20 protein-coding genes and 2 tRNA genes are annotated in these 19,940 nt (G+C 51.4%); 13 read left to right on the top strand and 9 right to left on the bottom strand.

Features of this window, described 5'->3' with window-relative positions:
• Positions 1-4: 4 nt before the first annotated feature.
• Entirely contained in the window at positions 5-2,848 is a 2,844-nt protein-coding gene (locus QI197_03670) for a DEAD/DEAH box helicase (protein ID MDK2372459.1), read from the bottom strand.
• Between the two features lie 203 nt (positions 2,849-3,051).
• On the opposite strand from QI197_03670, the gene thsB reads away from it, so the two are divergent.
• The 5 genes from thsB (at position 3,052) to QI197_03695 (ending at position 7,493) form a co-directional block, all read left to right on the top strand.
• Positions 3,052-4,683 (top strand): thermosome subunit beta, encoded by a 1,632-nt coding sequence (gene thsB, locus QI197_03675; GenBank protein MDK2372460.1) that lies wholly within the window; start codon positions 3,052-3,054, stop codon positions 4,681-4,683.
• 1 nt (position 4,684) lies between these two features.
• On the top strand, positions 4,685-4,945 hold the full coding sequence (locus tag QI197_03680) for a DNA-directed RNA polymerase subunit omega (protein ID MDK2372461.1): 261 nt from the start codon (positions 4,685-4,687) through the stop codon (positions 4,943-4,945).
• Between the two features lie 95 nt (positions 4,946-5,040).
• Complete coding sequence (albA, locus tag QI197_03685; GenBank protein MDK2372462.1) at positions 5,041-5,322, top strand: DNA-binding protein Alba; 282 nt, start codon at positions 5,041-5,043, stop codon at positions 5,320-5,322.
• A gap of 73 nt (positions 5,323-5,395) precedes the next feature.
• Positions 5,396-7,018, top strand: coding sequence for a lysine--tRNA ligase (lysS, locus tag QI197_03690; protein ID MDK2372463.1), 1,623 nt, complete (start codon positions 5,396-5,398; stop codon positions 7,016-7,018).
• Positions 7,002-7,493, top strand: coding sequence for a hypothetical protein (locus tag QI197_03695; protein MDK2372464.1), 492 nt, complete (start codon positions 7,002-7,004; stop codon positions 7,491-7,493). Before lysS ends, QI197_03695 begins: the two co-directional genes overlap by 17 nt.
• On the opposite strand, the gene QI197_03700 is transcribed toward QI197_03695, so the two are convergent.
• The 3 genes from QI197_03700 to QI197_03710 are packed head-to-tail and all read right to left on the bottom strand — an operon-like array spanning position 7,487 to position 10,161.
• Entirely contained in the window at positions 7,487-8,668 is a 1,182-nt protein-coding gene (locus QI197_03700; GenBank protein ID MDK2372465.1) for a glycosyltransferase, read from the bottom strand. The genes QI197_03695 and QI197_03700 overlap by 7 nt on opposite strands.
• Positions 8,669-8,678: 10 nt before the next feature.
• On the bottom strand, positions 8,679-9,293 hold the full coding sequence (locus tag QI197_03705; protein ID MDK2372466.1) for a TIGR00296 family protein: 615 nt from the start codon (positions 9,291-9,293) through the stop codon (positions 8,679-8,681).
• A 4-nt stretch (positions 9,294-9,297) separates the two neighbouring features.
• On the bottom strand, positions 9,298-10,161 hold the full coding sequence (locus QI197_03710; protein ID MDK2372467.1) for an ARMT1-like domain-containing protein: 864 nt from the start codon (positions 10,159-10,161) through the stop codon (positions 9,298-9,300).
• A gap of 58 nt (positions 10,162-10,219) precedes the next feature.
• Between QI197_03710 and tpiA the strand changes: the two genes are divergently transcribed.
• A complete protein-coding gene (gene tpiA / locus QI197_03715) occupies positions 10,220-10,906 on the top strand; it encodes a triose-phosphate isomerase (protein ID MDK2372468.1) in 687 nt (228 codons plus the stop codon).
• On the opposite strand, the gene fbp is transcribed toward tpiA, so the two are convergent.
• From fbp to QI197_03740, 5 genes are all read right to left on the bottom strand, one after another.
• Positions 10,893-11,990 (bottom strand): fructose-1,6-bisphosphate aldolase/phosphatase, encoded by a 1,098-nt coding sequence (fbp, locus tag QI197_03720; protein MDK2372469.1) that lies wholly within the window; start codon positions 11,988-11,990, stop codon positions 10,893-10,895. The two genes, tpiA and fbp, sit on opposite strands and share 14 nt — an antisense overlap.
• A 64-nt stretch (positions 11,991-12,054) precedes the next feature.
• On the bottom strand, positions 12,055-12,645 hold the full coding sequence (locus QI197_03725; GenBank protein ID MDK2372470.1) for a TATA-box-binding protein: 591 nt from the start codon (positions 12,643-12,645) through the stop codon (positions 12,055-12,057).
• 146 nt (positions 12,646-12,791) lie between these two features.
• Positions 12,792-13,379 (bottom strand): signal peptidase I, encoded by a 588-nt coding sequence (locus QI197_03730; GenBank protein ID MDK2372471.1) that lies wholly within the window; start codon positions 13,377-13,379, stop codon positions 12,792-12,794.
• 1 nt (position 13,380) lies between these two features.
• The gene (locus QI197_03735; GenBank protein MDK2372472.1) at positions 13,381-13,524 is read right to left on the bottom strand and encodes a DNA-directed RNA polymerase subunit P; all 144 of its coding nucleotides are present in this window, start codon (positions 13,522-13,524) and stop codon (positions 13,381-13,383) included.
• A gap of 40 nt (positions 13,525-13,564) precedes the next feature.
• Positions 13,565-14,617 (bottom strand): TFIIB-type zinc ribbon-containing protein, encoded by a 1,053-nt coding sequence (locus tag QI197_03740; protein MDK2372473.1) that lies wholly within the window; start codon positions 14,615-14,617, stop codon positions 13,565-13,567.
• Between the two features lie 239 nt (positions 14,618-14,856).
• On the opposite strand from QI197_03740, the gene QI197_03745 reads away from it, so the two are divergent.
• The 7 genes from QI197_03745 (at position 14,857) to QI197_03775 (ending at position 19,938) form a co-directional block, all read left to right on the top strand.
• Positions 14,857-14,933 (top strand) — tRNA-Gly (locus tag QI197_03745).
• Between the two features lie 20 nt (positions 14,934-14,953).
• Complete coding sequence (locus QI197_03750; protein ID MDK2372474.1) at positions 14,954-15,295, top strand: hypothetical protein; 342 nt, start codon at positions 14,954-14,956, stop codon at positions 15,293-15,295.
• Positions 15,292-16,941 carry a C25 family cysteine peptidase gene (locus QI197_03755; GenBank protein MDK2372475.1) on the top strand — a complete coding sequence of 550 codons (1,650 nt, stop codon included), beginning with the start codon at positions 15,292-15,294 and terminating at the stop codon, positions 16,939-16,941. Before QI197_03750 ends, QI197_03755 begins: the two co-directional genes overlap by 4 nt.
• A gap of 38 nt (positions 16,942-16,979) precedes the next feature.
• Positions 16,980-17,057: transfer RNA gene (locus tag QI197_03760), tRNA-Thr, on the top strand.
• 21 nt (positions 17,058-17,078) lie between these two features.
• On the top strand, positions 17,079-17,675 hold the full coding sequence (locus QI197_03765; protein MDK2372476.1) for a proteasome subunit beta: 597 nt from the start codon (positions 17,079-17,081) through the stop codon (positions 17,673-17,675).
• Between the two features lie 11 nt (positions 17,676-17,686).
• Positions 17,687-18,796 (top strand): M20/M25/M40 family metallo-hydrolase, encoded by a 1,110-nt coding sequence (locus tag QI197_03770; GenBank protein ID MDK2372477.1) that lies wholly within the window; start codon positions 17,687-17,689, stop codon positions 18,794-18,796.
• A gap of 26 nt (positions 18,797-18,822) precedes the next feature.
• Positions 18,823-19,938, top strand: coding sequence for a site-2 protease family protein (locus QI197_03775; GenBank protein ID MDK2372478.1), 1,116 nt, complete (start codon positions 18,823-18,825; stop codon positions 19,936-19,938).
• Positions 19,939-19,940: the final 2 nt, after the last annotated feature.

The raw sequence follows: 19,940 nt of genomic DNA on the forward strand, positions 1-19,940 counted from the left end.
CAACCTAACCAGACCTCTTCCTCCTTCTCCTCTTCTTCCCGGTCAACCTCCTCTTTACGGCCTCAGTCTCAACTTTAGCGAGTTCGGCCATGAAATCCTCGTCCAACTCGGTACGCCTCGATACCAGCCACTCGATGTCCATCGGATCCACTCCCCTAGCGGCCATCGCGACTACGGCTGGTAGCCCATACCTCTCGGTGAGTGAGCCGAGTTCATAGACCCTGTTAGCGAGCTCCCAATTGGGTACAGATGGCCTCCCCCTCCTCTTAGATTCCTCCACATATTCCTTAGCTTCGGATGCCCAATACCCAGAGAGGGCCGCTACCCTATCACTTCCACACACGGGACATTTGGGCACTTTCCCCAAATCTAGGAGGCTCGATACTGTGGTGTCCATGCTCCATTTCCAACAGTTGGAGCAGACCAGCGTGATCTGCTGTGAAAGTATCCTGTACTTGAAGCTCTCCAGCAGCCTCTTGCTCAATTCCGATGGAGGGATTATCTCTAGGGGGAGACCTGATCTCTCCAATCCTAGCAGAGATAGGGGACTCGGACCCTGCTTCTCAGACATGACCACTTCTATCTTCCCCGAGGATATCGACCTGAGCAGGTCCAGCGTCCCATCAACATCGAAGTCCTTCGTGAGGGACTCCCTTAAAGCTTCCTCGTAGACGGGAGTACCTTCGTATGCCTTGGCCAGCTTGACCAAGCTCACGATCCTAGAGCTCGCCGTATCTCTTATCAGACCCATCCTCTTAGCCACATGGAGTAGCCTGATCCTGAAGAATGAACTGTTGACTACAGCCTTCACCAGAGTATCCCTACCCTCCCTAGAGAGACGATGTAGGGTCTCGGCCACCGCCTCTTTACCCACTCCCATTATCACTATCCTGTAGGGATCCTCAGTAACCCTAACAGCGACCTTGAAGTCCCTGGAGATGACGAAGGACAGGCCTCTCCCCAACGTCCTGTTAACCAAACTACCTTGAGTGGAGTGAATCACGACGCCTGAGCCCGTTATCCCCTCTATCACGATCCTCCGATCTGTAGGAAGCGGATAGCCCTGTTTCATGTGATCCACTAATGTGGCTAGAGCTCTTCTGAGATCCCCAGACTTTGTGAAGGGGTACTCCCTCACCAGTCTGTCTACGAGCTCATCCAATGCGTCCTCAGATAGGGCCTCCTCCACGAGTCCCCTGATAGCCCCCACCTCAATTGCAGTCTCCCTTGCCACGGGTAACTGTTCCCCTATCCAGCTGGGTATGGCACCGACTGGGTCGAAGACCTGTTCCACGAAAATGCGACCGCCTTCTATCCTCTTGACCTTCCAGACCGATCCCCTGAAGACGAACTTAACGCCGGGAAGCAGGTACTCCAAGACGAAGGTCTCATCCAGCTGGCCTAGGTAGAATCCCATGGTGTCATCTATGACTGGATATGATGTGGTGTCGGGTATCGTGGAGATGTTCGAGAAGAAGTACTCATGGGCTAGCCCGCCTCCATATCTCTTGATGCTATCCCCTACTTCATCATACCAGATGATTCTGGGCCAAGCCTTGGACATGAAGGAAAATATTCCCCTAACCTCGTCGATGGTTATCTCCCTGTACGGCCATGATCGCTTGGCCAAGTCCACAAGGTCCTGCAGTGAGATGGATCTCTCTCCCAAGAGGAGTCCGATGGTGCTGTGGTAGAGCACATCATAGGACTTCTCTAAAGGCCTTAGTTCCTCCAAATCGCTCGAGAGGGCCCTCTTAGCTAGTATTATCGACTCCAGATAGTCGTCAGAGTCTTGGGCAACTACCACACCTCTAGCCACCCTGCCTGGACCGTGCCCAGATCTGCCGACCCTCTGAAGCAGCTTCATCGCCTGCCTAGGGGAACCGTACTGTACTACCAAATCTACGTACCCTACATCTATTCCTAGCTCCAACGAGCTCGTGCTGATCACCGCAGAGAGCTCTCCCCTCTTGAGCAGTGATTCGCTCTCCACCCTAGCGTCCTTCGATAGAGAGCTATGATGGACATGTATCTTCAGCTCCTCGAATGCTTTCCTCATCCTGTAGCCAAGGGCCTCTGCCATGGATCTGGTATTCGTGAAGACTATGGCCGATCTGGCCTCCCTTATCAAATCCGCCAATAGTCTGATCCTAGCTATCACCCCTGGTTCTAGGAGCATGGTCTTAGATAGCTCGATGTCCCTTTGAGATGGGGCCGGATAGACTACTGATATCTTCATTACGCGGCTCTCTCGCGAATATGCGACTTTTCCGTCCCTTCTGTAGGAGAAGTATTCTAGGGCCATCGAGGGATTGCCCAAGGAAGCGGAGAGCATTATCCTCTGGAATGTCCTCCCCCGTATCCTCTCAAGCCTCTCTAGGGATAAGGAGAGTTGTGCGCCCCTCTTATCGTCCAGTAGCTCGTGAACCTCGTCTATAATGACATATCTCACGTTTTTAAGCCACTTAGAGATCTTAGGTCCGGACATTATAATTAGGAGGGTCTCTGGTGTCGTTATGAGGATATGAGGAGGAGACCTTGATTGTCTAGTCCTCTCCGCCTTGGAGGTATCACCGTGCCTCACTCCAACATCGAAGCCGCATCTAGAGGACCAATAGGCTGTCCTTTCCTCTAGGTCCCTGTTCAGGGCCCTTAAAGGGGTCACATAAAGCGTGATAAATCCCTCTCCCACTCCTTCCCTCTTCATCATTGTGATAACGGGCCATAGAGCTGCTTCAGTCTTTCCCGATCCTGTAGGGGCTATCAAGAGGGCATTTTTACCCGAGAGGATGAGTGGAATCGCCATCTCCTGTATCTCCGTTAACCTCTCAATCCCTCTATCTTTCATAGCTGATTTCAGGCAATTGGCAATAGATTGATGAAATCTTCGCTTATCACTCAAATATTTCACCATTTTTACTCTCTCTTGGAGCTCCTCAAGTTAACGAGGGGGCTGGACAGACTGATAAGCTTTTTTAACTCGGTTATCGATCCTAACATGGGTAATCCCAGCGACAGGTTCTGAGAGACCCAGTAAAAGAGGTGATATGTATGGCCGTTCAAGGTGGCGAGGGAGCTGGAGCAATCCCCGTTCTGATATTGAAGGAAGGGACTTCAAGGACCAAGGGCAGGGAAGCCCTGAGGCTGAATATAACCGTTGCAAAGGCTATAGCTGACACCATAAGGACTTCCCTCAGTCCTAAGGGCATGCAGAAGATGCTCGTCGATCCCTTTGGGGATGTGATAATCACACACGACGGTGCTACCATAATGAAGGAGATAGAGGTCGAGCATCCCACTGCGAAGATGATGGTGGACTTAGCTAAATCCCAAGAGCAGGAAGCTGGGGACGGCACAACTACCGTAGTTCTCCTAGCCGGTGAACTACTGGCCAAGGCGGAGGACCTATTGGATTTGGGCATACATCCTACAGTGGTAATCTCCGGGTACAGGAAGGCCGCGGAAAAGGCGGTGGAGTACTTGAATGAGGTAGCGATCAAGGTCTCGTGGAACGACAAGGAGTTACTGAAGAAGATAGCCAAGATAGCCATGAGTAGCAAGTCCGCCCGGGTGGCACAAGACTATCTGGCCGATCTTGTCGTCGACGCTGCTCTACAGGTCGTGGAGGAGAGAGACGGTAGGAGAATTGTTGATCTCGATAACATAAAGCTGGAGAAGAAGGAGGGCGGTTCCCTGTTTGACACAAAGCTCATCAGGGGTATAGTGATCGACAAGGAGGTTGTGCATCCCAGAATGCCTAGGAGGATAGAGAACGCCAAGATAGCTCTCATAGAGAGCGCTCTTGAGATAAAGAAGCCTGAGCTCTCCTCTAAGATCAGGGTAACCTCACCGGCTCAGGTGAAGGAGTTCTTGGACCAGGAGAAGCAGATGCTGGCCGAGCTGGTGGAGAAGATAGCCGCTACTGGAGCGGACGTGGTGTTCTGCCAGAAGGGCATCGACGACGTCGCCCAGCACTTCTTGGCGAAGCACGGCATACTGGCCGTCAGGAGGGTGAGGAAATCCGATATGGAGAAGCTAGCCAAGGCCACTGGAGCCAAGATAGTCGTTAACGTTAAGGAGATATCCGAGAAGGACCTCGGTTACGCGGAGCTCGTTGAGGAGAGGAGGGTCGGAGAGGACAAGATGGTCTTCGTCGAGGGATGTAAGGATCCCAGGGCCGTTAGCATCCTGATAAGGGGTGGAGAGAAGCAGGTCATAGATGAGGCTGAGAGGAACCTGCACGATGCTCTAAGCGTGGTCAGGAACGTCATAGAGGATGAGAAGATAGTTGTGGGCGCTGGTGCCGCTTGGACGGATCTAGTGCTCAAGCTCAAGGACTACGCGGTCCAGCTCGGTGGTAAGGAGCAGAACGTGGTGGAGAAGTTCGCTGAGGCCCTCGAGTCCATACCCAAGACCCTGATAGAGAACGCCGGCCACGACCCGATAGTCAAGCTGGCCGAGCTGAGGAAGGCGCACGCCGAGGGCAAGAGGGAGTATGGCTTCAACATATACACCGGAGAGGTGGAGAACATGTACGAGAAGGACATAATAGAGCCTGAGAGGGTGATCAGGAGGGCCATAGAGTCCGCAGCCGAGTTCGCGACCACCGTGCTCAAGATCGATGATATAATAGCTGCTGCCGGTAAGAAATTCGAAGGTGGAAAGGGCAAGGGTGAGGAGTGAGGTGTCAGCTAATAGCGATCTGCTGGGTCCTAAGAGGCTCACCAAGTTCGAGCGCATAAGGATAATATCCATTAGGGCCCAGCAGATCGCGGCTGGCTCTCCCCTCTTTTTAGATGAGAGCGAGATACCTGAAGGTCTGACCGATCCCGTCGAGCTAGCTAAATTGGAGCTGGAGAAGGGAAAGCTGCCCCTAATCTTGGAGAGGAGGGAAGGAGAGAAGATCTCCCTCTTGGATATTAGGAAGCTCCTGAAGCGAGAGTAACTTTTTTAATTGCTGAGTGGTGAGTCAGACACAGCTCGCCCTCCAGGCTCCCCAGTGAAAGAGGCGGGCCTACAGAGGATAGAGAGGTGATACGCATGGTGGCTGAAGAGGGAATCGTCTATGTTGGTAAGAAGCCTGCTATCAACTACGTTATGGCTACCACTCTCCAGATAAACAGGGGTGTGAAGAAGATCGTGCTGAAGGCTAGAGGCAGGTCCATATCTAGGGCCGTCGATGTGGCCGAGATAACTAGGCTCAAGTACTTCCCTGGCAAGATCAAGATAACCGACCTCAGGACTGGCACTGAGGAGATCATCGACGAGAACGGTAGCAGGAGGGACATAAGCGTAATAGAGATCGAGCTCACCCAAGTGTGAGCCCGGGGGGAGAAACCCCCTCTAATTTTTGGGTAAATTTCTTATTGCTCACAGACCGGTAGGACCGATCTACATGGGTTCGGAGAGGAGACCTCATTTCTGGCTGGATAAAATAGCTAAGGACGTAATAGAGAGGGAAGAGAGGCTCGGAAGAAAGATAGATGTTTTGAGGGTTGAATCAGGGATAGGAGCAAGCGGTTTCCCGCACATAGGCTCTGTGGGAGATTCGCTAAGGGCCTACGGGGTCAAGCTGGCCTTGGAGGAGCTGGGATACAAGAGTGAATTGATAGCATACAGCGATGATAGGGACGGGCTGAGGAAAGTACCTGCAGGAGTGCCCGAGGAATACTCCAAGTACTTGGGAATGCCGGTGAGCGAGATTCCCGATCCTTGGGGATGCCATTCCAGCTACGGGGAACACATGAGTTCTATGTTGATAGACGCCTTGGAGAAGTTGGGCATAGAGTTCACGTTCATCTCCGGGACCGAGGCCTATAAATCCGGTTTGTTGGACGAGCAGGTCTCTAAACTATTGGAGAACAACGATAAGGTCGATAGAATAATCAGAGAGGAGGTGGGATCGAGTAAACCGGAGGGATGGATTCATTACTGGCCTAGATGCGAGAGATGCGGTAGGATATATACAACTAGGGTGCTAAAGGTCATTCCCGAGGAGGGCAAGGTCATTTATGCCTGTGATCAGGAGTTCAAGGGGGTAAAGGGGTGCGGGTACGTCGGTGAGGCCTCATATCTGAAGGGAGAGGGCAAGCTCTCCTGGAAGGGAGAGTTCGCAGCTAGGTGGGCTGCGTTGGGGATAGTGTTCGAACCTCACGGGAAGGACATAACCGACTCGTTCAGGGTGAACGGGAGGATAGCTAGGGAAGTCCTAGGGTACGAGCCACCGCTTACGGTGATGTACGAGATGTTCCTAGATTCTACTAGGAGGAAGATAAGTAAGAGCGCTGGGAACGTCTTAACTCCCCAGATGTGGATGGAGTTCTCTCCCCCCGAGGCCTTGAGGATGCTCATGTTCAAGAGATATCATGGAACCAGGAGCATATCCCTGCAGAGCTCTCCTCTCTACATAAACGAGCTGGAAAACAACGTGAGGAAGTATCACAACTTGGAGAGAATAAGGAGTGAAAGGGATCGCATCACCCTGAAGAGACTCATGGAGTTCACTTACCTAATGGAGGGCGTCCCCGAGCCGTGGCCTTACAGGTACTCAGCGGTCCTCAACGTCGTGTCAATGCTTCCGAGAGATATAGGCTTCGAGGAGTTGCTGAGGGTGACTGCCGACCTCATCTCAAAGTACTATGGCGTGGATCCCAATTCCCTGCTGAACGATGATATCTTCAGGAGATACGTGTACTATGCCAAGAACTACGTGGAGAACTTCGGCAGCAGAGAGCTCGGAACCGTGGAGATAGATAGTAAAGTCCTTGAAGCCATGAACTCCTTTGTAGAGAGTCTTTCTGAGGATATGAGCGACGAGGACATACAGAACCTAGCGTTCGAGACCGCTAGGAGCAAGGGTGTACTAGTAAGGGAGTTCTTCAGGGCTCTGTACATGATACTGCTGGGTCAGCCGCAGGGCCCCAAATTAGGCCCCCTCATCTCGAGGGTCGGCGTGAACAGATTTAAGGACCTATACAGGAAATCCTTGGAGGAAGGTAGGATTGTCCGAAAGGAGTGAGAGGATAAAGAATTTACTCAAGCTCAGGGAGTTCCTGAAGAAGAGGATAGAGAAGTTAGAGAGGGAAGTCCTTCAGTTGAGGGAGATGGTCGAGGTCCTTGATCAGGTCCTGCTGGAGCAGACCCTAGTGACTGCAGATCAACTCAAGTCGGAACCTGAGATTCAGCAGTTTAAGGATGTGGAGGAGAGGAGGCTCACCTCGGAGGACGGGACTTTGATCGGTATCGCCAGAGTTAACAAGAGGGCGGGCAGTATTGTGTTCGTACCGACCGAGAACGTGATGGTAGATGCTAGGGAGAGACCCATAAGCTCGTTCCTCGTGAGAAAGGTGGAGGAGTACGGAGGGAGATGCGAGGTCGATGAGTATCCGAACGGCAGACTCAGGGCAATAAGGATCCAAGTAGAGGAACCGCAGAATTTGGAGAGGATCTTCAGGGCACTGAGATGGGCGATAACCAAATCTTTAGTTCAGTAGAGAACTGACTCTATTATCCCAGCTGCTCTATCTAGGAAATTCCAGTCTTTAAATCTCTCCCTGAATCTCTTAACATTCTTCCCATATTCTTGCTTAAGCAGAGATCTCAACACCTCAAAGAACCTAGCCTCCACCTCAGACTGTCTGATCATCCTGCCCAGACCCATCTCCTCTATGGAGCGAGCGTTCTCCATTTTTTCCGTCTGTCCCGGAACGGGTATCAACAGGAGGGGCTTCCCGCACATGAGCGCCTCTGCGATAGTCGTATGCCCAGCTCTGGAAACCACCAGCCTAGCCTTCTCCAAGATGCTCCACTTATCAGGCAGCCAATTGTATATCCTCACGTTGTCCCGGACCTCCTCATCTCTGAAATTGGACGGCTCACCCAAAGATACTATGAATTCGTAGTCCCTTAGGTCCTCCGGTATGTCATTCAGGAGTTTCAGTATAACATCCGCTAGGGATTTTCTCTCGGCGCCTGGTCCGGATATCATTATCAGGATCACATCCTCTCTCCTGTCTGGCCTGCAGTTGGGCTCTATCAAGGGGCCCGAGAATACTATCCTGTCAATGAGGGGTTTCGGGAGATCTGAGGTGTGGTACTTGGATATGCTGAAGGGTGGGGGAAAATCCGCTATTATTGATGCTTGGGAGAGTCCCCAAAACCTAGTTATCGCCGTGTTGAGGAGCTTCTCCACCACCGTGGATAGTACACTATAACCCTCGCTATCACTCAGATCATCCGGAGGAGCGTTCCTCCTCATGAGAGGCGAGAGGAGTAACTTAGGTTGGTTGAGCACCACGACGCTGGGTACCCCTAGGTACTGAGCTGCGATCAATGTGGATATTCTGGAGTCAGATATTACGACGTCTGGAGATGTTGTTTCTATGTTCTCCTTCTCCGTCTTTATGTGGTGGAGGAACTTCCTCAGTTCAGATAAACTCTTGAGCGTCCCCCAGAGGTCGGGGCTTCCATCCGGCTTCTGCTTCCATAGCATCTCCTCACCACAATACACAACCTCCACTCCCTCCGCCCCCATCAGATAAGAGGAGGCATCTCCGTAGGCTGAGAAGAAGATGGAGAATCCCTCTTTCTTAAGTCTCATAGCTAGGTTCAAGGACCTAGACGCGTGTCCGTACCCTATGCCTAAAGGCGAGAAGTAGGCCCTCAGCATGGGTCGAACCTTATCCTATCTCTCTCCTGATGATCCGTCCCCTGGGTTCCTCTTCCTCAAAGATCTCTGCAGTGAATCTATATACTTCGGTCCCCTTCTTGAGCCAGCAGTCCACCCACATTCCGGCTTTTATACAAGTCTGGCTTAGAAATTCCTCGGAGTCCCAAGAGTATTCCACGGCGACCTGTGGAAGCAGGAGACCGGAATACAAACCGCGGCGAACTATCAGTCCGTGCTTCCCCACTATCACCAGCCTCCGTAGGTCGAGTCTGCTCTCCACTTTGTCGTCTATCCTCTCGGGAGGGGTCAGTATTGAGACCTCGACTGTGACCCTATCGAGCTCCTCCTTAGCTAGGGGAGGGAACCTCGGATCCTCGAAAGCCGCCGCTATGGCCGCCCTTATGACGGCTCTGTAAAGAGGCAGAATGGGTTCCGGATAACCTATACAGCCCCTAAGATTTCCCTCTGGATATATGTTTAGGGTTACAAAGGCTCCGTAAGGGCTCTTCAGCTTGGAATAGTGAGGATCGACCTCAAGAATTGATCTCCTTTCCATGTAGTGCTCTATGGATTTTCTAGCTAGCCTGACTAGATATTCTCCTTCCTCCATAGAGAACTCCGCCATCTTATCACCTCATTATGGCTACTGGACTCCCCAGCTTTCCACCAGCGTGTTCTGCAACGGCCTCGCATTTTAGTGTGAGCAAGTGCAATACCTTTACACCTAAGTCTACCTCGGTGAGGGTCTCGTAGTTGGCCATCCCCTTGGCTATGATGAGCTTCGAGGATCTGAAGATGTTCATGTTAACCTCCGTCTCCCTTTCAGGCATGACTCCAAGAGGGGAGCTCAAGCTGAAGATATAGGGTGACTTGTGCATCGATCGTAGTTCCTCTACAGTCAGGTCATCAGCTATGGGAGACTTTTTCGCAAACAGATATACGGACTTGCCCATCTGTTCCAGATACTTGACTAGGATTAGGTCTATTGGGGCTTCATGGGCGTTGTCGAAGATGAAGGATATTATGTCCCCTGAACCGGCTTTTGTTACTATATCGAACGCCTCCTCAGTGCCGTCTATCTCTAGATCCCTAGCTACCACCTTGGTGAACCTCTCTATGAGGTCCTTTCCTCCCATTAGTGGAACTTCGTACCCGTTCGCCGATGCGGAGTTTAGGACAAGCCATCTGAACCTGTGGTAGCCCTCAGGTAGGTTAAATAGCTCTTCCTCTATCAGGGGAACTAGATCCTTTCGGACTAGTTCGATTAGTTTCTCCTTTCTAGTCGCATAGGGATCTTCCGATCCTGAGTATGATTTGAGGAGCTTCTCCCTCTCGGCCGCTATGTGAGCGGGAGTAGGCGCCTCGTCCATCATAGAGTGGAGAACCCGCACTACATCCCTGACAAAGGGAAGTCTCCTATCGGTCGGTACATACCTAGCCTCTCTAGCTGCCACCTTCAATATACAGGCAGGGCACCTGTAATCCAGCTTCATCTCAATCGGGATCCCCACCTACAAAAAGCTGATTAAGATTTGGGATGACAACTAAACTATGAGTGTTCCTAGGCTGCTGGTTAACCTGAAGGCATACTTACAGGCTTCAGGAGAGAAAGCTGTGGAGATAGCTAGACAAGCGGAGAAGGTCTGGAGGGAAACAGGGGTTCTCATCGGCATTGCACCGAATGTACTGGATTTGAAAGTAGTGGCGGAAAGCGTTGATATCCCAGTGTACTCCCAGCATGTGGATCCTATAGACCCGGGGGCCCACACGGGTCATATTCCGCCTGAGCTCGTAAAGAAGTCTGGTGCTAGAGGTTCCCTGTTGAACCATTCTGAGAAGCAGATAGAGCTCCATCATATAAGTGTGGCCGTTACGAAACTGAGAGAATTGGATCTCTCGCCCATAGTGTGCGCTCCAACACCTCAAGAGTCGGCAGCCGTCGCGGCCTTATCCCCAGACGCGGTCGCCATAGAACCTCCTGAACTCATCGGAACGGGCATTCCGGTGTCCAAGGCTAAACCGGAGATCGTTCAGAGCTCGCTTAAAGCTGTGATAGATGTCAATCCTGACGTTGATCTCCTCTGTGGTGCGGGAATCACCAGCGGAGAAGATGTAAGAGCTGCGATAAGGCTCGGTAGCTATGGTGTGCTTGTTGCATCCGCTGTAGCCAAAAGTCCGAATCCTTACGAAAAAATGGAAGAGTTAGTGAGACCTTTCGTGGAAATCACTCGGGCCTGAACCTGTCCTTCAATTTCTCCAGTACCTTGGGCAAGGTCGTGTACTCCATTTCCTCGGGTCCGAGCCTATGTGGCATGAAGGGACCGTGCCTCCTCATGTAGTCAGTTATCATGTTAGCCGTTCTCCTAGCTTCATCGAAGGCTACATCCGAGAAGAGATCGCTCGGTCCTATTAGCCTCGAGTCCTGCACTTGGAATCCTAAGGCGACTATTCTGGGAGGGCCATCGAATCTACTGGGCCTCGCGTCGGCCTCGGAGACGGGCATGATGGGACCGTGGTGAGATCCTCTCATCCAGCCAGCCACCAAGAAGGGGAACGAGAAGGGTTCGAGCACCTCTCCTAGCGCCGGAAATCCACTTTGCGCCCTAACTATGGCCACGGGATCGTCCTTACCCACATACTTACCAGCGATCAGGTTCAGCCTAGTTGTACTGACCACGGCCGCTATCTCTCTATCGGACTTCCTAAACACCCTGCGTATCACGTACCTACCTGGGGTACCGATTAGGGAGAGGATGTCGTACATCTCCTCCGGAGAGGACATCTCCACGACCTTGCTCTCCATCACATCCATTATCTCGAATATGAAACCGTCATGGAGCCTAGGGTCTATAACCAAGCCAGCCGTGTTGAAGGGATCCGCGAATATCCGGAACATGGGGAGGTTGAAGGCGCCCGGTTCGGTCTTATCCGCCATGAACACAATTACAGGATCAGATGGTCTCTCTTCGAACTCCATTTCGGCTACTCCAGGTCCCATACCCTTTAGATTTCCTGAGAACGCGTCCTTTAGGAGGTCCTGCCCTGCACCATAGAGTCCTAACTCCTTCGCCACCTCAGTACCTCTCTTGAAAACATTCCAAGCTAGTTCGTGGATTTCAGGGTTCTCTACCCCTTTCCTGTGTGTCATTATCAGTTGAAGGTCATCCCCTACTGCCGTCACGTAGAAATCTTCTATAAGCCTAGAGTCTTTGGCTTTAGACAGCTCCTGAGCAGCTACTTCCTTGAGCTTAGGATGAACCACGTGATGCCCGGCCAGACCACCTATATCGGCTTTGATGACCGAGACCGTAGTCTTTACCATGGACCCACCCCCACAGCTAGCGCCTGACTAAAATAAAAAGAGCTGGAGTCGAGAGAACGTGCATTCAATCGAAAACTAGATATCCTCCTTCAGCTAGGATCCTCCTCAGTTTATAGACTGCCCTCTTTACGTCAGACTCCTTCTTCGCGCCGGTACAAACTAAGCTTCCAGAGGCGAATATCAGGAAAACGACGTCGGGGTCCTTCATCCTGAAGATCAGACCTGGGAACTGTTCTGGCTCGTAGAGAGTATTAGGAAGCTCCAAAGCCAGCTTCTCTATGTCCACCTTGACGAAGAGCTTTGCAGAGGCAACTATGTTCTCGGCCTTGATGAGGGGCCTCCTTTTGACCTCTATCCCGTGCTTCTTGAGGACCTCTATAGCCGCATTTATGGCCCTAGCCGATTCCTCTACGGACTTAGTGCCAGTGCATACAAACTTCCCACTACTGAAGAGCAGAAGGGCGGCCTTGGGTTCATCGAGCTTGAGCACTAGTCCAGGGAACTTCTCAGGATCGTACCTTGATTTCTTTATCTTCTTGGCAATCTCGTGTAGATCGAGTCTCTGCCTTATGTCAGCTGATGACACGACGTTCTGGATGGTTATCTCGGGCTCCCTCAACCTGCTTAAAATCTCTTCCACGTCTTCCTTTTTCATAGATTTTTCTTCCATTACTTCGCTTTCGCTATCGTCGAATGGCATAGTTTTCCCCGTTTCACTACTATCCGGGTGACCCGTTATATATAAAGGAGAGGCAGCTACCTTCCCCGCTCGGGCCTCCTGTAATCTCCAACTAGATGCCTCTAATCACTAGAATCTCCGGTTTCTTCCCAGTTATCGTCATGTTCAGTTGTGTAAAGCTCATAAGGCTCATTATCGGTACTCTCTTCCCCTAATACCTTGGAATACTCATAGAGGAGATAGGCTGCAATAATTCCTACAATCGCCAGCTTGACTGGAAGCGACTGGAGCAGCTCCAGAGCGGAACCCAAGTAGGGAATTCTGAGAACCACTTTGCCGTATATGTCCTTAGAGGTCCTGAAACCCGGATCAGGAAGCGCGTTGCTATCTCCCTTTGTGTAAAAGACTGGCCCGCTCATGCTCATGTCTATTCGGATTATCCTGTGAACTATGAGCGAGCTCGACCAAGGGACTCTGAACACTATTATATCTCCCACTTTTAGATCATAAGGGTCAGCGCCCACCACTATGAGTAGATCCCCCACTTCCAAGGTGGGTCTCATCGATCCCGATGTCACCACGGTAAATGGGGAGTCCACGCCAGTCAGCAGGGGTAGGACTACCTTGAAGAAGGATAAGAAGGTCAGGAATAATACGGCCAGTGTGAATATTTCCTTTGTTAACCACTTGTTCGCCTGACCGGCTGGCAACTCAGATCGCCTTCACCACCTTGGGCTCCTCTTTCCTCACTTTCCTCAGGATCCTATACCCGCATCTCGGACATTTGAAGTCCTTGAAGTATTCCTCCATCTCCTCTTTAGTGAAGATGTAGCCGCACCTCAGGCACTGATACATTCCCACTCACCATGGAGGCTGTTGAAGGGGAATAAAAAGATTATTCTTTCACCTGTGAGGCTGCTTTCACCTTCTCAGCTATTCTCTTCTTTATTTCGTTCAATCTTTCCTCTCCTATCTCATCTAACCATTCTTTGCGGGCCTTCTGGATGAGTTCCTTGTACCTGTTCCTCACGGTGACCTCAGTAACGTTAGCTGCCTGAGCTAGCTCTCTCTGAGTCCTGTGTATGCCTAACTCTTGGCAAGCCATGTAGACTGCTGCTGCAGCCACGCCTACCGGCTCTCTTCCCATTGTAGCTCCGTTTTTCTTGGCTATCTTGATTATCCTTATTGCCTGCGTCGCGATCTCTTCAGGGAGGTTCAGCTTGGAGCATATAAGATATACGAAATTCTCCGGTTTCGGTGGAGGTATCTGTATCCCCAGCTTCCTGAACAGGAACCTGAAACTCCTCCCAACCTCTTTCTCCTCCAGAGAGAAGTACCTCGATACCTCCTCTAGGGTCCTAGGTACATCGGTTCTCCTACAGGCGGCATAGATGACCGCGGCTACCATTGCGTCCATGCTCCTCCCTTTAACGAGTCCAGCCCGAGCGGCCATCCTGTAGAGAGTGGCCGCATCCTCGACAGTCTCCTGCGGTAGGTTTAGGGACTCAGCAGCATCTCTTATCTTCCTTAGGGCAGGTTCCACGGTCTTCTCCTTGGAGTCCGCCACATGTTTCTGGGTTCTCTTCAATTGGTTCACAGATTTCTTGCTTAGCCCCCTAGTCAGAGTTATCTCAGTGTCGAGACCGAAGCCCGGTCTTAATGGAGTAACCGGGGCACCAGCGTGAGCTCTCTCCATGTACTCATCCGAATCGAAGGCCCTCCAGTCCTTCGAGAAGTTCAGAACGCTTGAATCTATAATGAGACCACAATCTTGGCAAACCAAATCCCCAGTTTCAGGATCCTCCACTATGTTAGTGCTCCCGCATCTGGGGCACTTTAGCTCCTCCTCTTCTTGAGAGGAGGGTTCAGCGGCCTTAGGATAATCTCTCTTCTCCCGAGACAGGAAAACCCACCACCCCTTTAGAAATTGCCGAAGTGTAGGCCCCATATGCGTATATAAAAGTTTCGCTAAACTTATCAATGGGCGGGGGGCCTAGCCCTCCCTCGTCCTCCTAGATCACTGCATTATAGTAACTGTTATTATAGTAAAATGCTGCGGACAGATCCTTCTAATTCGTTAGAGTAAAACCAGTTATCCATTAATATATTTACCAATTCGATTTCGCGGATCCCCGGTACGGGCGCTGAGCTAAAGTTTTTAGATCCAGAAGACAGCATAGACAGCTGGCGGCCGTAGTCTAGCCTGGACAGGATGCCGGCCCTCCAAGCCGGAGACCCGGGTTCAAATCCCGGCGGCCGCACCATAACATACAGGTGTCGCGTCTTGGCAGCGGACGAGCTCGAGGAGGTCATCTCTTCTGCAGTAAGGGAGCTTGCGAGGAAGGAAGGATTCAAGTCAGGTAAGTCGTTAGATTTAGCGGTTGACCTCACTCTCGCCTTCATTAGATCTGTGCTCTCCTCTAAGAGGAGGCTCAGGTCCCTAGCAGATCTTCTAGATGACGAGGACCAAGAGTGGAAATACATAGCGTATTACGTGAAGAGAACTCCGGTTTGCTCCATCCCATGTCGTTTCTCCTCGGACTTAGAAAGGGTACTTCAAAACTACGGGTTTACCAGTTTGCAGTATCAGATACTGTTCAAGAAGGAATGCGGGGGTAATGATTGAGATCTTTCCTTCTCATCATCGTTTCACTGGTGGTAATGTCGGGTGTTTCGATCCTAACACCCGCTCAAGCTGGCAGCCTTCCCCTAGTTCACGTCTTCGAGGACTACAGATCAGCTTCAGCATTCTTCCTCTCGATGAGCCCGGGGGAGAGGATAGTAGTCGCCCGGAACGCCTCCTACGTGAGAGATTGGCTCAGGGAGATGGGATTTCCTGTAAGAGTCGAATCCTATGAAGCTATCCCCGGAGAGATGACTCCTCACGAACTCGCTTATTTCCTGCTTTACTCTAAAAAGAAGGGTCTCCAAGTGGCTGACTTTGAACTCCTAAAGAAATTGGATCTCATATCCCGAGAGCTCTCTTCTATGGAGAGTGAGGTTGCGGTCCTGTTCTACAGCTCGGATGGGCCGAATTACTCTTTACTGGCGGCCTATGCAGCCTTCCTCAAAAGGGCTAAGTTAATTGATTTAGATTCGGCTCAACCGAGCCGAGACCTCTTGAAGGGGGTTAGGTACGTCATCTTATTGACCAAGCCCCTCACCTCCCGAAACTATGAGAGGTATCTGAATGTTATAGACTTCCTAACCTGTATAGACGATGATCCGTATCTAGACGCCTCCTTAGGAGTCCTTACCGGTCCCGATGTGGCTGCACCCTTCCTGATGCTGCTCGCGGACGATGCTGCTTCAATGGGTTTGATCAACAGACTTAGAGGTATCTCCCTCGTCGAGGACCTTCCTTTAGCTAGGAAAGTGGAATTCATAGCATCATCCTACGGATTGAGCACGAAGGTGCTGCACCCCGATGTGGAGTATTCTAACCTGACGGCGAAGGACTCCGCTAAGATGCTCAGAGAGGCAAGAAATGGTATTATCTATCTCAACCTGCACGGGAACCCCTACGTCATGGCCCTGAAGACCGAGGGGCATGTGGTCATCACACCCTCCATAGTGAGGTCCGCTAGACCGTTGGGGGCTATAGTGATCACCCTGTCGTGCGATACCCTGAGGTTCCCAGATCTCGATGATCCCAAGAGTTCCATAGCCTATTCGTTTCTAGAAGCCGGAGCGTTTGCATATATAGGAGCCACGAGGGTGGAGTTCAGCATAGGATCTGAGGCGGGTACCTCCTATCCAGATCTCATCTTGATGATGGCCCTGACGGGTCGCACTTTGGGAGAGGCTGTTATGACGGTGAACAACTTACACATAAAGGAGGCCACGGAGAAAGGGATAGGTCCCAGAGAGGCGGCTTATGAGGTCCTGCTGGGTGATCCTACCTTGAGTCTGGCATCTCACCAAGTTCCCTATATCATAGAGAGGAATGGTCACATGTACAGAGTGAGTATCTCCAAGGCCACTCCGGTTGTGTACCTTCAACTGCGATTGCCTGATGAAGGGGATTTCCTCCCCTATGTGGAGGTAGACCTTCCCTCCGTTTACTTTAAGTGGTATGAGGATGAAGGGGGCCTATTCATCTATGTGTCAACCCTCTCCTCGAGCTTTACTGGGTACTTTAGGGAGGACACGAGCGTGAAAATCGAGCTCAGGAGGCGCCATGGCTACCTAGAGTACATTCCATACCTAGCCATCATGCTCGTCACGATCATCTCCTTAGCGGCTCTCATAAGAGCTAGGAGGATTACCTGATAGCATTTATAAAGAGATCAGGATACAGTTTGAGGTGGGCCCCGGTAGCTTAGCTCGGTTAGAGCGCCGCCTTGGTAAGGCGGAGGTCGCGGGTTCGAATCCCGCCCGGGGCTCCATTTAACTTGAGGGGTGTTACAGTGGTTCTGGCTACTGCTCTGGGCTTGAAATTCAAGGGCGGCGTCGTTCTCGCGGCGGACAGGAGAGTATCTTACGGTACATTCGTCCTCAGTAAGTCCGCCAAGAAAGTGTTCCTAGTTAATGATAAGGTCGGTATTTCCACTGCCGGACTTCCTGGCGACTTCCAAGAGTTAGTCGATGTCGTGAAGTTCAATATGACTCTATATGAGCTGGATTTGGATAAGAAGGCTTCCCCCACTAATGTCGCCAAGCTGCTATCTCTGCTTCTCTATCAGGGGAGGTTCAGGGGGATTTACTACGCCGAGCTTATAGTAGGTGGTTTGGAGGACGGAGAACCCAAGATATTGGTCTTAGATCCCGCTGGAGGGCTTATGGAGGAAAAGTTCGCTTCTGTAGGTACTGGAGCGCAGATAGCCACGGGTATCTTGGAGAGGGAATATAGGGAGGACTTGAGTGAAGAGGAAGCCCTCTCTTTAGCCGAGAAGGCGATGAAGGAGGCCATATCTAGGGATGCTCTGTCAGGAGACGGTGTGGACCTGCTGGTGATTACCGAATCGGGTGCTAGGCAGCTGTATATCCCCCTGAGATCGTCATGAGGGGGGATCATATGGGCCTCACGGATCAGGAAAGGACACGCAATCTGTTGATAGATTTAGTCAGTATAAAGAGCTTGAGGGGAAGGGAGGGCGAGGCCGTTTACTACATAACGGACACTCTATCGAGATACGCTGACAAGGTAGTCCACCAACCGGTCAAAGATTGCGCCGGTAACGTCGTGGCCTTCCTCAACGTGAAAAATCAGGATAACCTGCTGTTCCTTGCCCACACCGACACATTCGAGATATACTCCAATTGGACCAAGAATCCTTGGGGAGAGCTGGAGGAAGACAAACTCTATGGACTAGGGGTTTTTGACGATAAGGGAATGCTGGCTGCGATGATAGAGGCCTTCATAGCTGCCTCAAAATGGAATGATAGTAGGGGAGTCGTCTTTGCTGCTGTATGCGATGCCGAGGGTTTCAGCAGGGGGACCTACGAGCTCCTGAGGAGCGGTATCCTGCCGCGAGTCAGTGAGGCCATTGTGGCCGGACCGACCAATAAGAAGCTCTTCAGGGGAGCATTCGGCAGGTTTGTATTCGATGTTGACATAAAGGGATTGGCAGCGCCTGGGACTGAGGAGGCTGGTATAAACGCAGTCATAGAAGCGGCCAAGATCATTTTGTGGGCTGTGGACCTGCCCAAGGTCGATGGGATAGGCGGTAGCGTAGCTCCCTTGAGTATAAAGTCCCCGGAGCTGGTAATGGCCCATCCAGACAGATGTCTGGTCAGGCTGGATAGGCATTACCCGCCCGGTAACGATCCGGGTGTTATAAGGAAGAAGTTCATGGATCATCTAAGGAAGACACCGGAGTTGAGGGCCAAAATCAAGATATCCTTGATGAAGAGGCCTACTCCCTTCATGGAGCCCTACGAACTCCCTGAGGACGATGACTTCGTTAAGAAAGTGCAGGAAGTTGCAGAGAATGTGTTTGGAGGGCGCCTTGAGACGGATGTTTACGGGACGGTCTCCGATGCCAATTACCTCTACAAGATGGCTAGCATTAAGCCCATCATACTGGGGCCCGAGGGGGGTAATCACCACTCAGCGGATGAGTACGTCAAGCTCCCCTCCGTGTATGAGATGGCGGAGTTCTTGGCGCACCTCTTAAAGGGTTGATCGTCTTGATATCCCAAGGTTTCCTGGTGAACTTCTTCGTATTTTGGGCTGTGGCTTACCTTGTTGGCCTCTTATTGAACCGTTATCTCGGAGGAGAGAGAGCTAAAATAGGTGTCTTCTACTTGGAGTTCTCCTTTAAGCCGGAGAGCTTCAGAGGGATTATAGGAGGATTGGCTAGGTTCGTTGGTCCTCTATATAAGGTCGGGATCGGCGCTCTCCTGATCTCCTCCGCGTTATTTCTTATATTTCTCGTCAAAATAACCATAGACACCTTATTCGGTCCGAAGGTCGCCCAGATAGCCCCTGTGATACCGGGGGTCACCTTCGACATATCCGCCCCCCTCCTGATATCCATATTCGTGATATTAGCCGTGCATGAATTTGGGCATGCCGCTGCTAGCTGGTACTTCGGGGTCCCCATAAAGAAGATAGCTTTTTTCGTTCTATTTGTCCTGCTAGGCGCTTTTGTCGAGCCAGATGAGGAGATACTCAAGAAACTAGAGCCTCTTAAGAGGATGGGCGTCTATTCGGCTGGGATCTTCATGAACTTCGCTACGTTCTTCGTGGCTCTCCTTCTGGCCATGATCATATTCCCGGGTTTCTCGATATTCCCAGGGATGTCCCATCCTTCTGGGGTGTACGTTCAGGAGGTTATAGAGGGCGGACCATCTCATGGAATACTCCCGGATGGAGTTGTCATAAGGCAGATAGATGGTTACAGGGTTAGGGATTTCGCTAGTTTGGTGAAGGCACTTGAAAAGCTGAGACCCGGTCAGGAGGTGGATGTCGTCACTGATAGAGGCACCTACAGGGTGAGGCTGGGATCTAGGCCTGACGACCCGAGCTCACCATTCTTGGGGGTGATGCTATCGAGGGTGCCCTACTTCGATCCCATAGCCCCTATGCCGACCGGGGTAGCGATCCAGCTGATAGAGCTGTTCGGGTTCCTGATCATGTTCAATCTGGGACTGGCTGGCCTCAATGCCCTGCCTATGTTGCCTTTGGACGGAGGGTTGGTCCTCTCAGAGGTACTCACCATGTATTTGGGCGATGAGGAGATGGCCCGCAGGCTAACATGGGCCGTGTCAGCGCCTATTGCGCTAATGCTGATATACAATGTCCTCCTATTCTTCCTGAGTTGATA

The sequence above is a fragment of the Thermoproteota archaeon genome (assembly GCA_030130125.1).
Taxonomy (GTDB): Archaea; Korarchaeota; Korarchaeia; order Korarchaeales; family Korarchaeaceae; genus Korarchaeum.

Excerpts from the sequence above, each read along its gene's own strand:
- QI197_03670 (MDK2372459.1), bottom strand. The coding sequence starts at position 2,848 with ATGAAAGATAGAGGGATTGAGAGGTTAACGGAGATACAGGAGATGGCG.
- QI197_03740 (MDK2372473.1), bottom strand. The coding sequence starts at position 14,617 with ATGGGGCCTACACTTCGGCAATTTCTAAAGGGGTGGTGGGTTTTCCTG.
- QI197_03710 (MDK2372467.1), bottom strand. The coding sequence starts at position 10,161 with ATGAAGCTGGATTACAGGTGCCCTGCCTGTATATTGAAGGTGGCAGCT.
- lysS (MDK2372463.1), top strand. The coding sequence starts at position 5,396 with ATGGGTTCGGAGAGGAGACCTCATTTCTGGCTGGATAAAATAGCTAAG.
- albA (MDK2372462.1), top strand. The coding sequence starts at position 5,041 with ATGGTGGCTGAAGAGGGAATCGTCTATGTTGGTAAGAAGCCTGCTATC.
- tpiA (MDK2372468.1), top strand. The coding sequence starts at position 10,220 with ATGAGTGTTCCTAGGCTGCTGGTTAACCTGAAGGCATACTTACAGGCT.
- QI197_03735 (MDK2372472.1), bottom strand. The coding sequence starts at position 13,524 with ATGTATCAGTGCCTGAGGTGCGGCTACATCTTCACTAAAGAGGAGATG.
- fbp (MDK2372469.1), bottom strand. The coding sequence starts at position 11,990 with ATGGTAAAGACTACGGTCTCGGTCATCAAAGCCGATATAGGTGGTCTG.
- thsB (MDK2372460.1), top strand. The coding sequence starts at position 3,052 with ATGGCCGTTCAAGGTGGCGAGGGAGCTGGAGCAATCCCCGTTCTGATA.
- QI197_03725 (MDK2372470.1), bottom strand. The coding sequence starts at position 12,645 with ATGAAAAAGGAAGACGTGGAAGAGATTTTAAGCAGGTTGAGGGAGCCC.
- QI197_03705 (MDK2372466.1), bottom strand. The coding sequence starts at position 9,293 with ATGGCGGAGTTCTCTATGGAGGAAGGAGAATATCTAGTCAGGCTAGCT.
- QI197_03770 (MDK2372477.1), top strand. The coding sequence starts at position 17,687 with ATGGGCCTCACGGATCAGGAAAGGACACGCAATCTGTTGATAGATTTA.
- QI197_03700 (MDK2372465.1), bottom strand. The coding sequence starts at position 8,668 with ATGCTGAGGGCCTACTTCTCGCCTTTAGGCATAGGGTACGGACACGCG.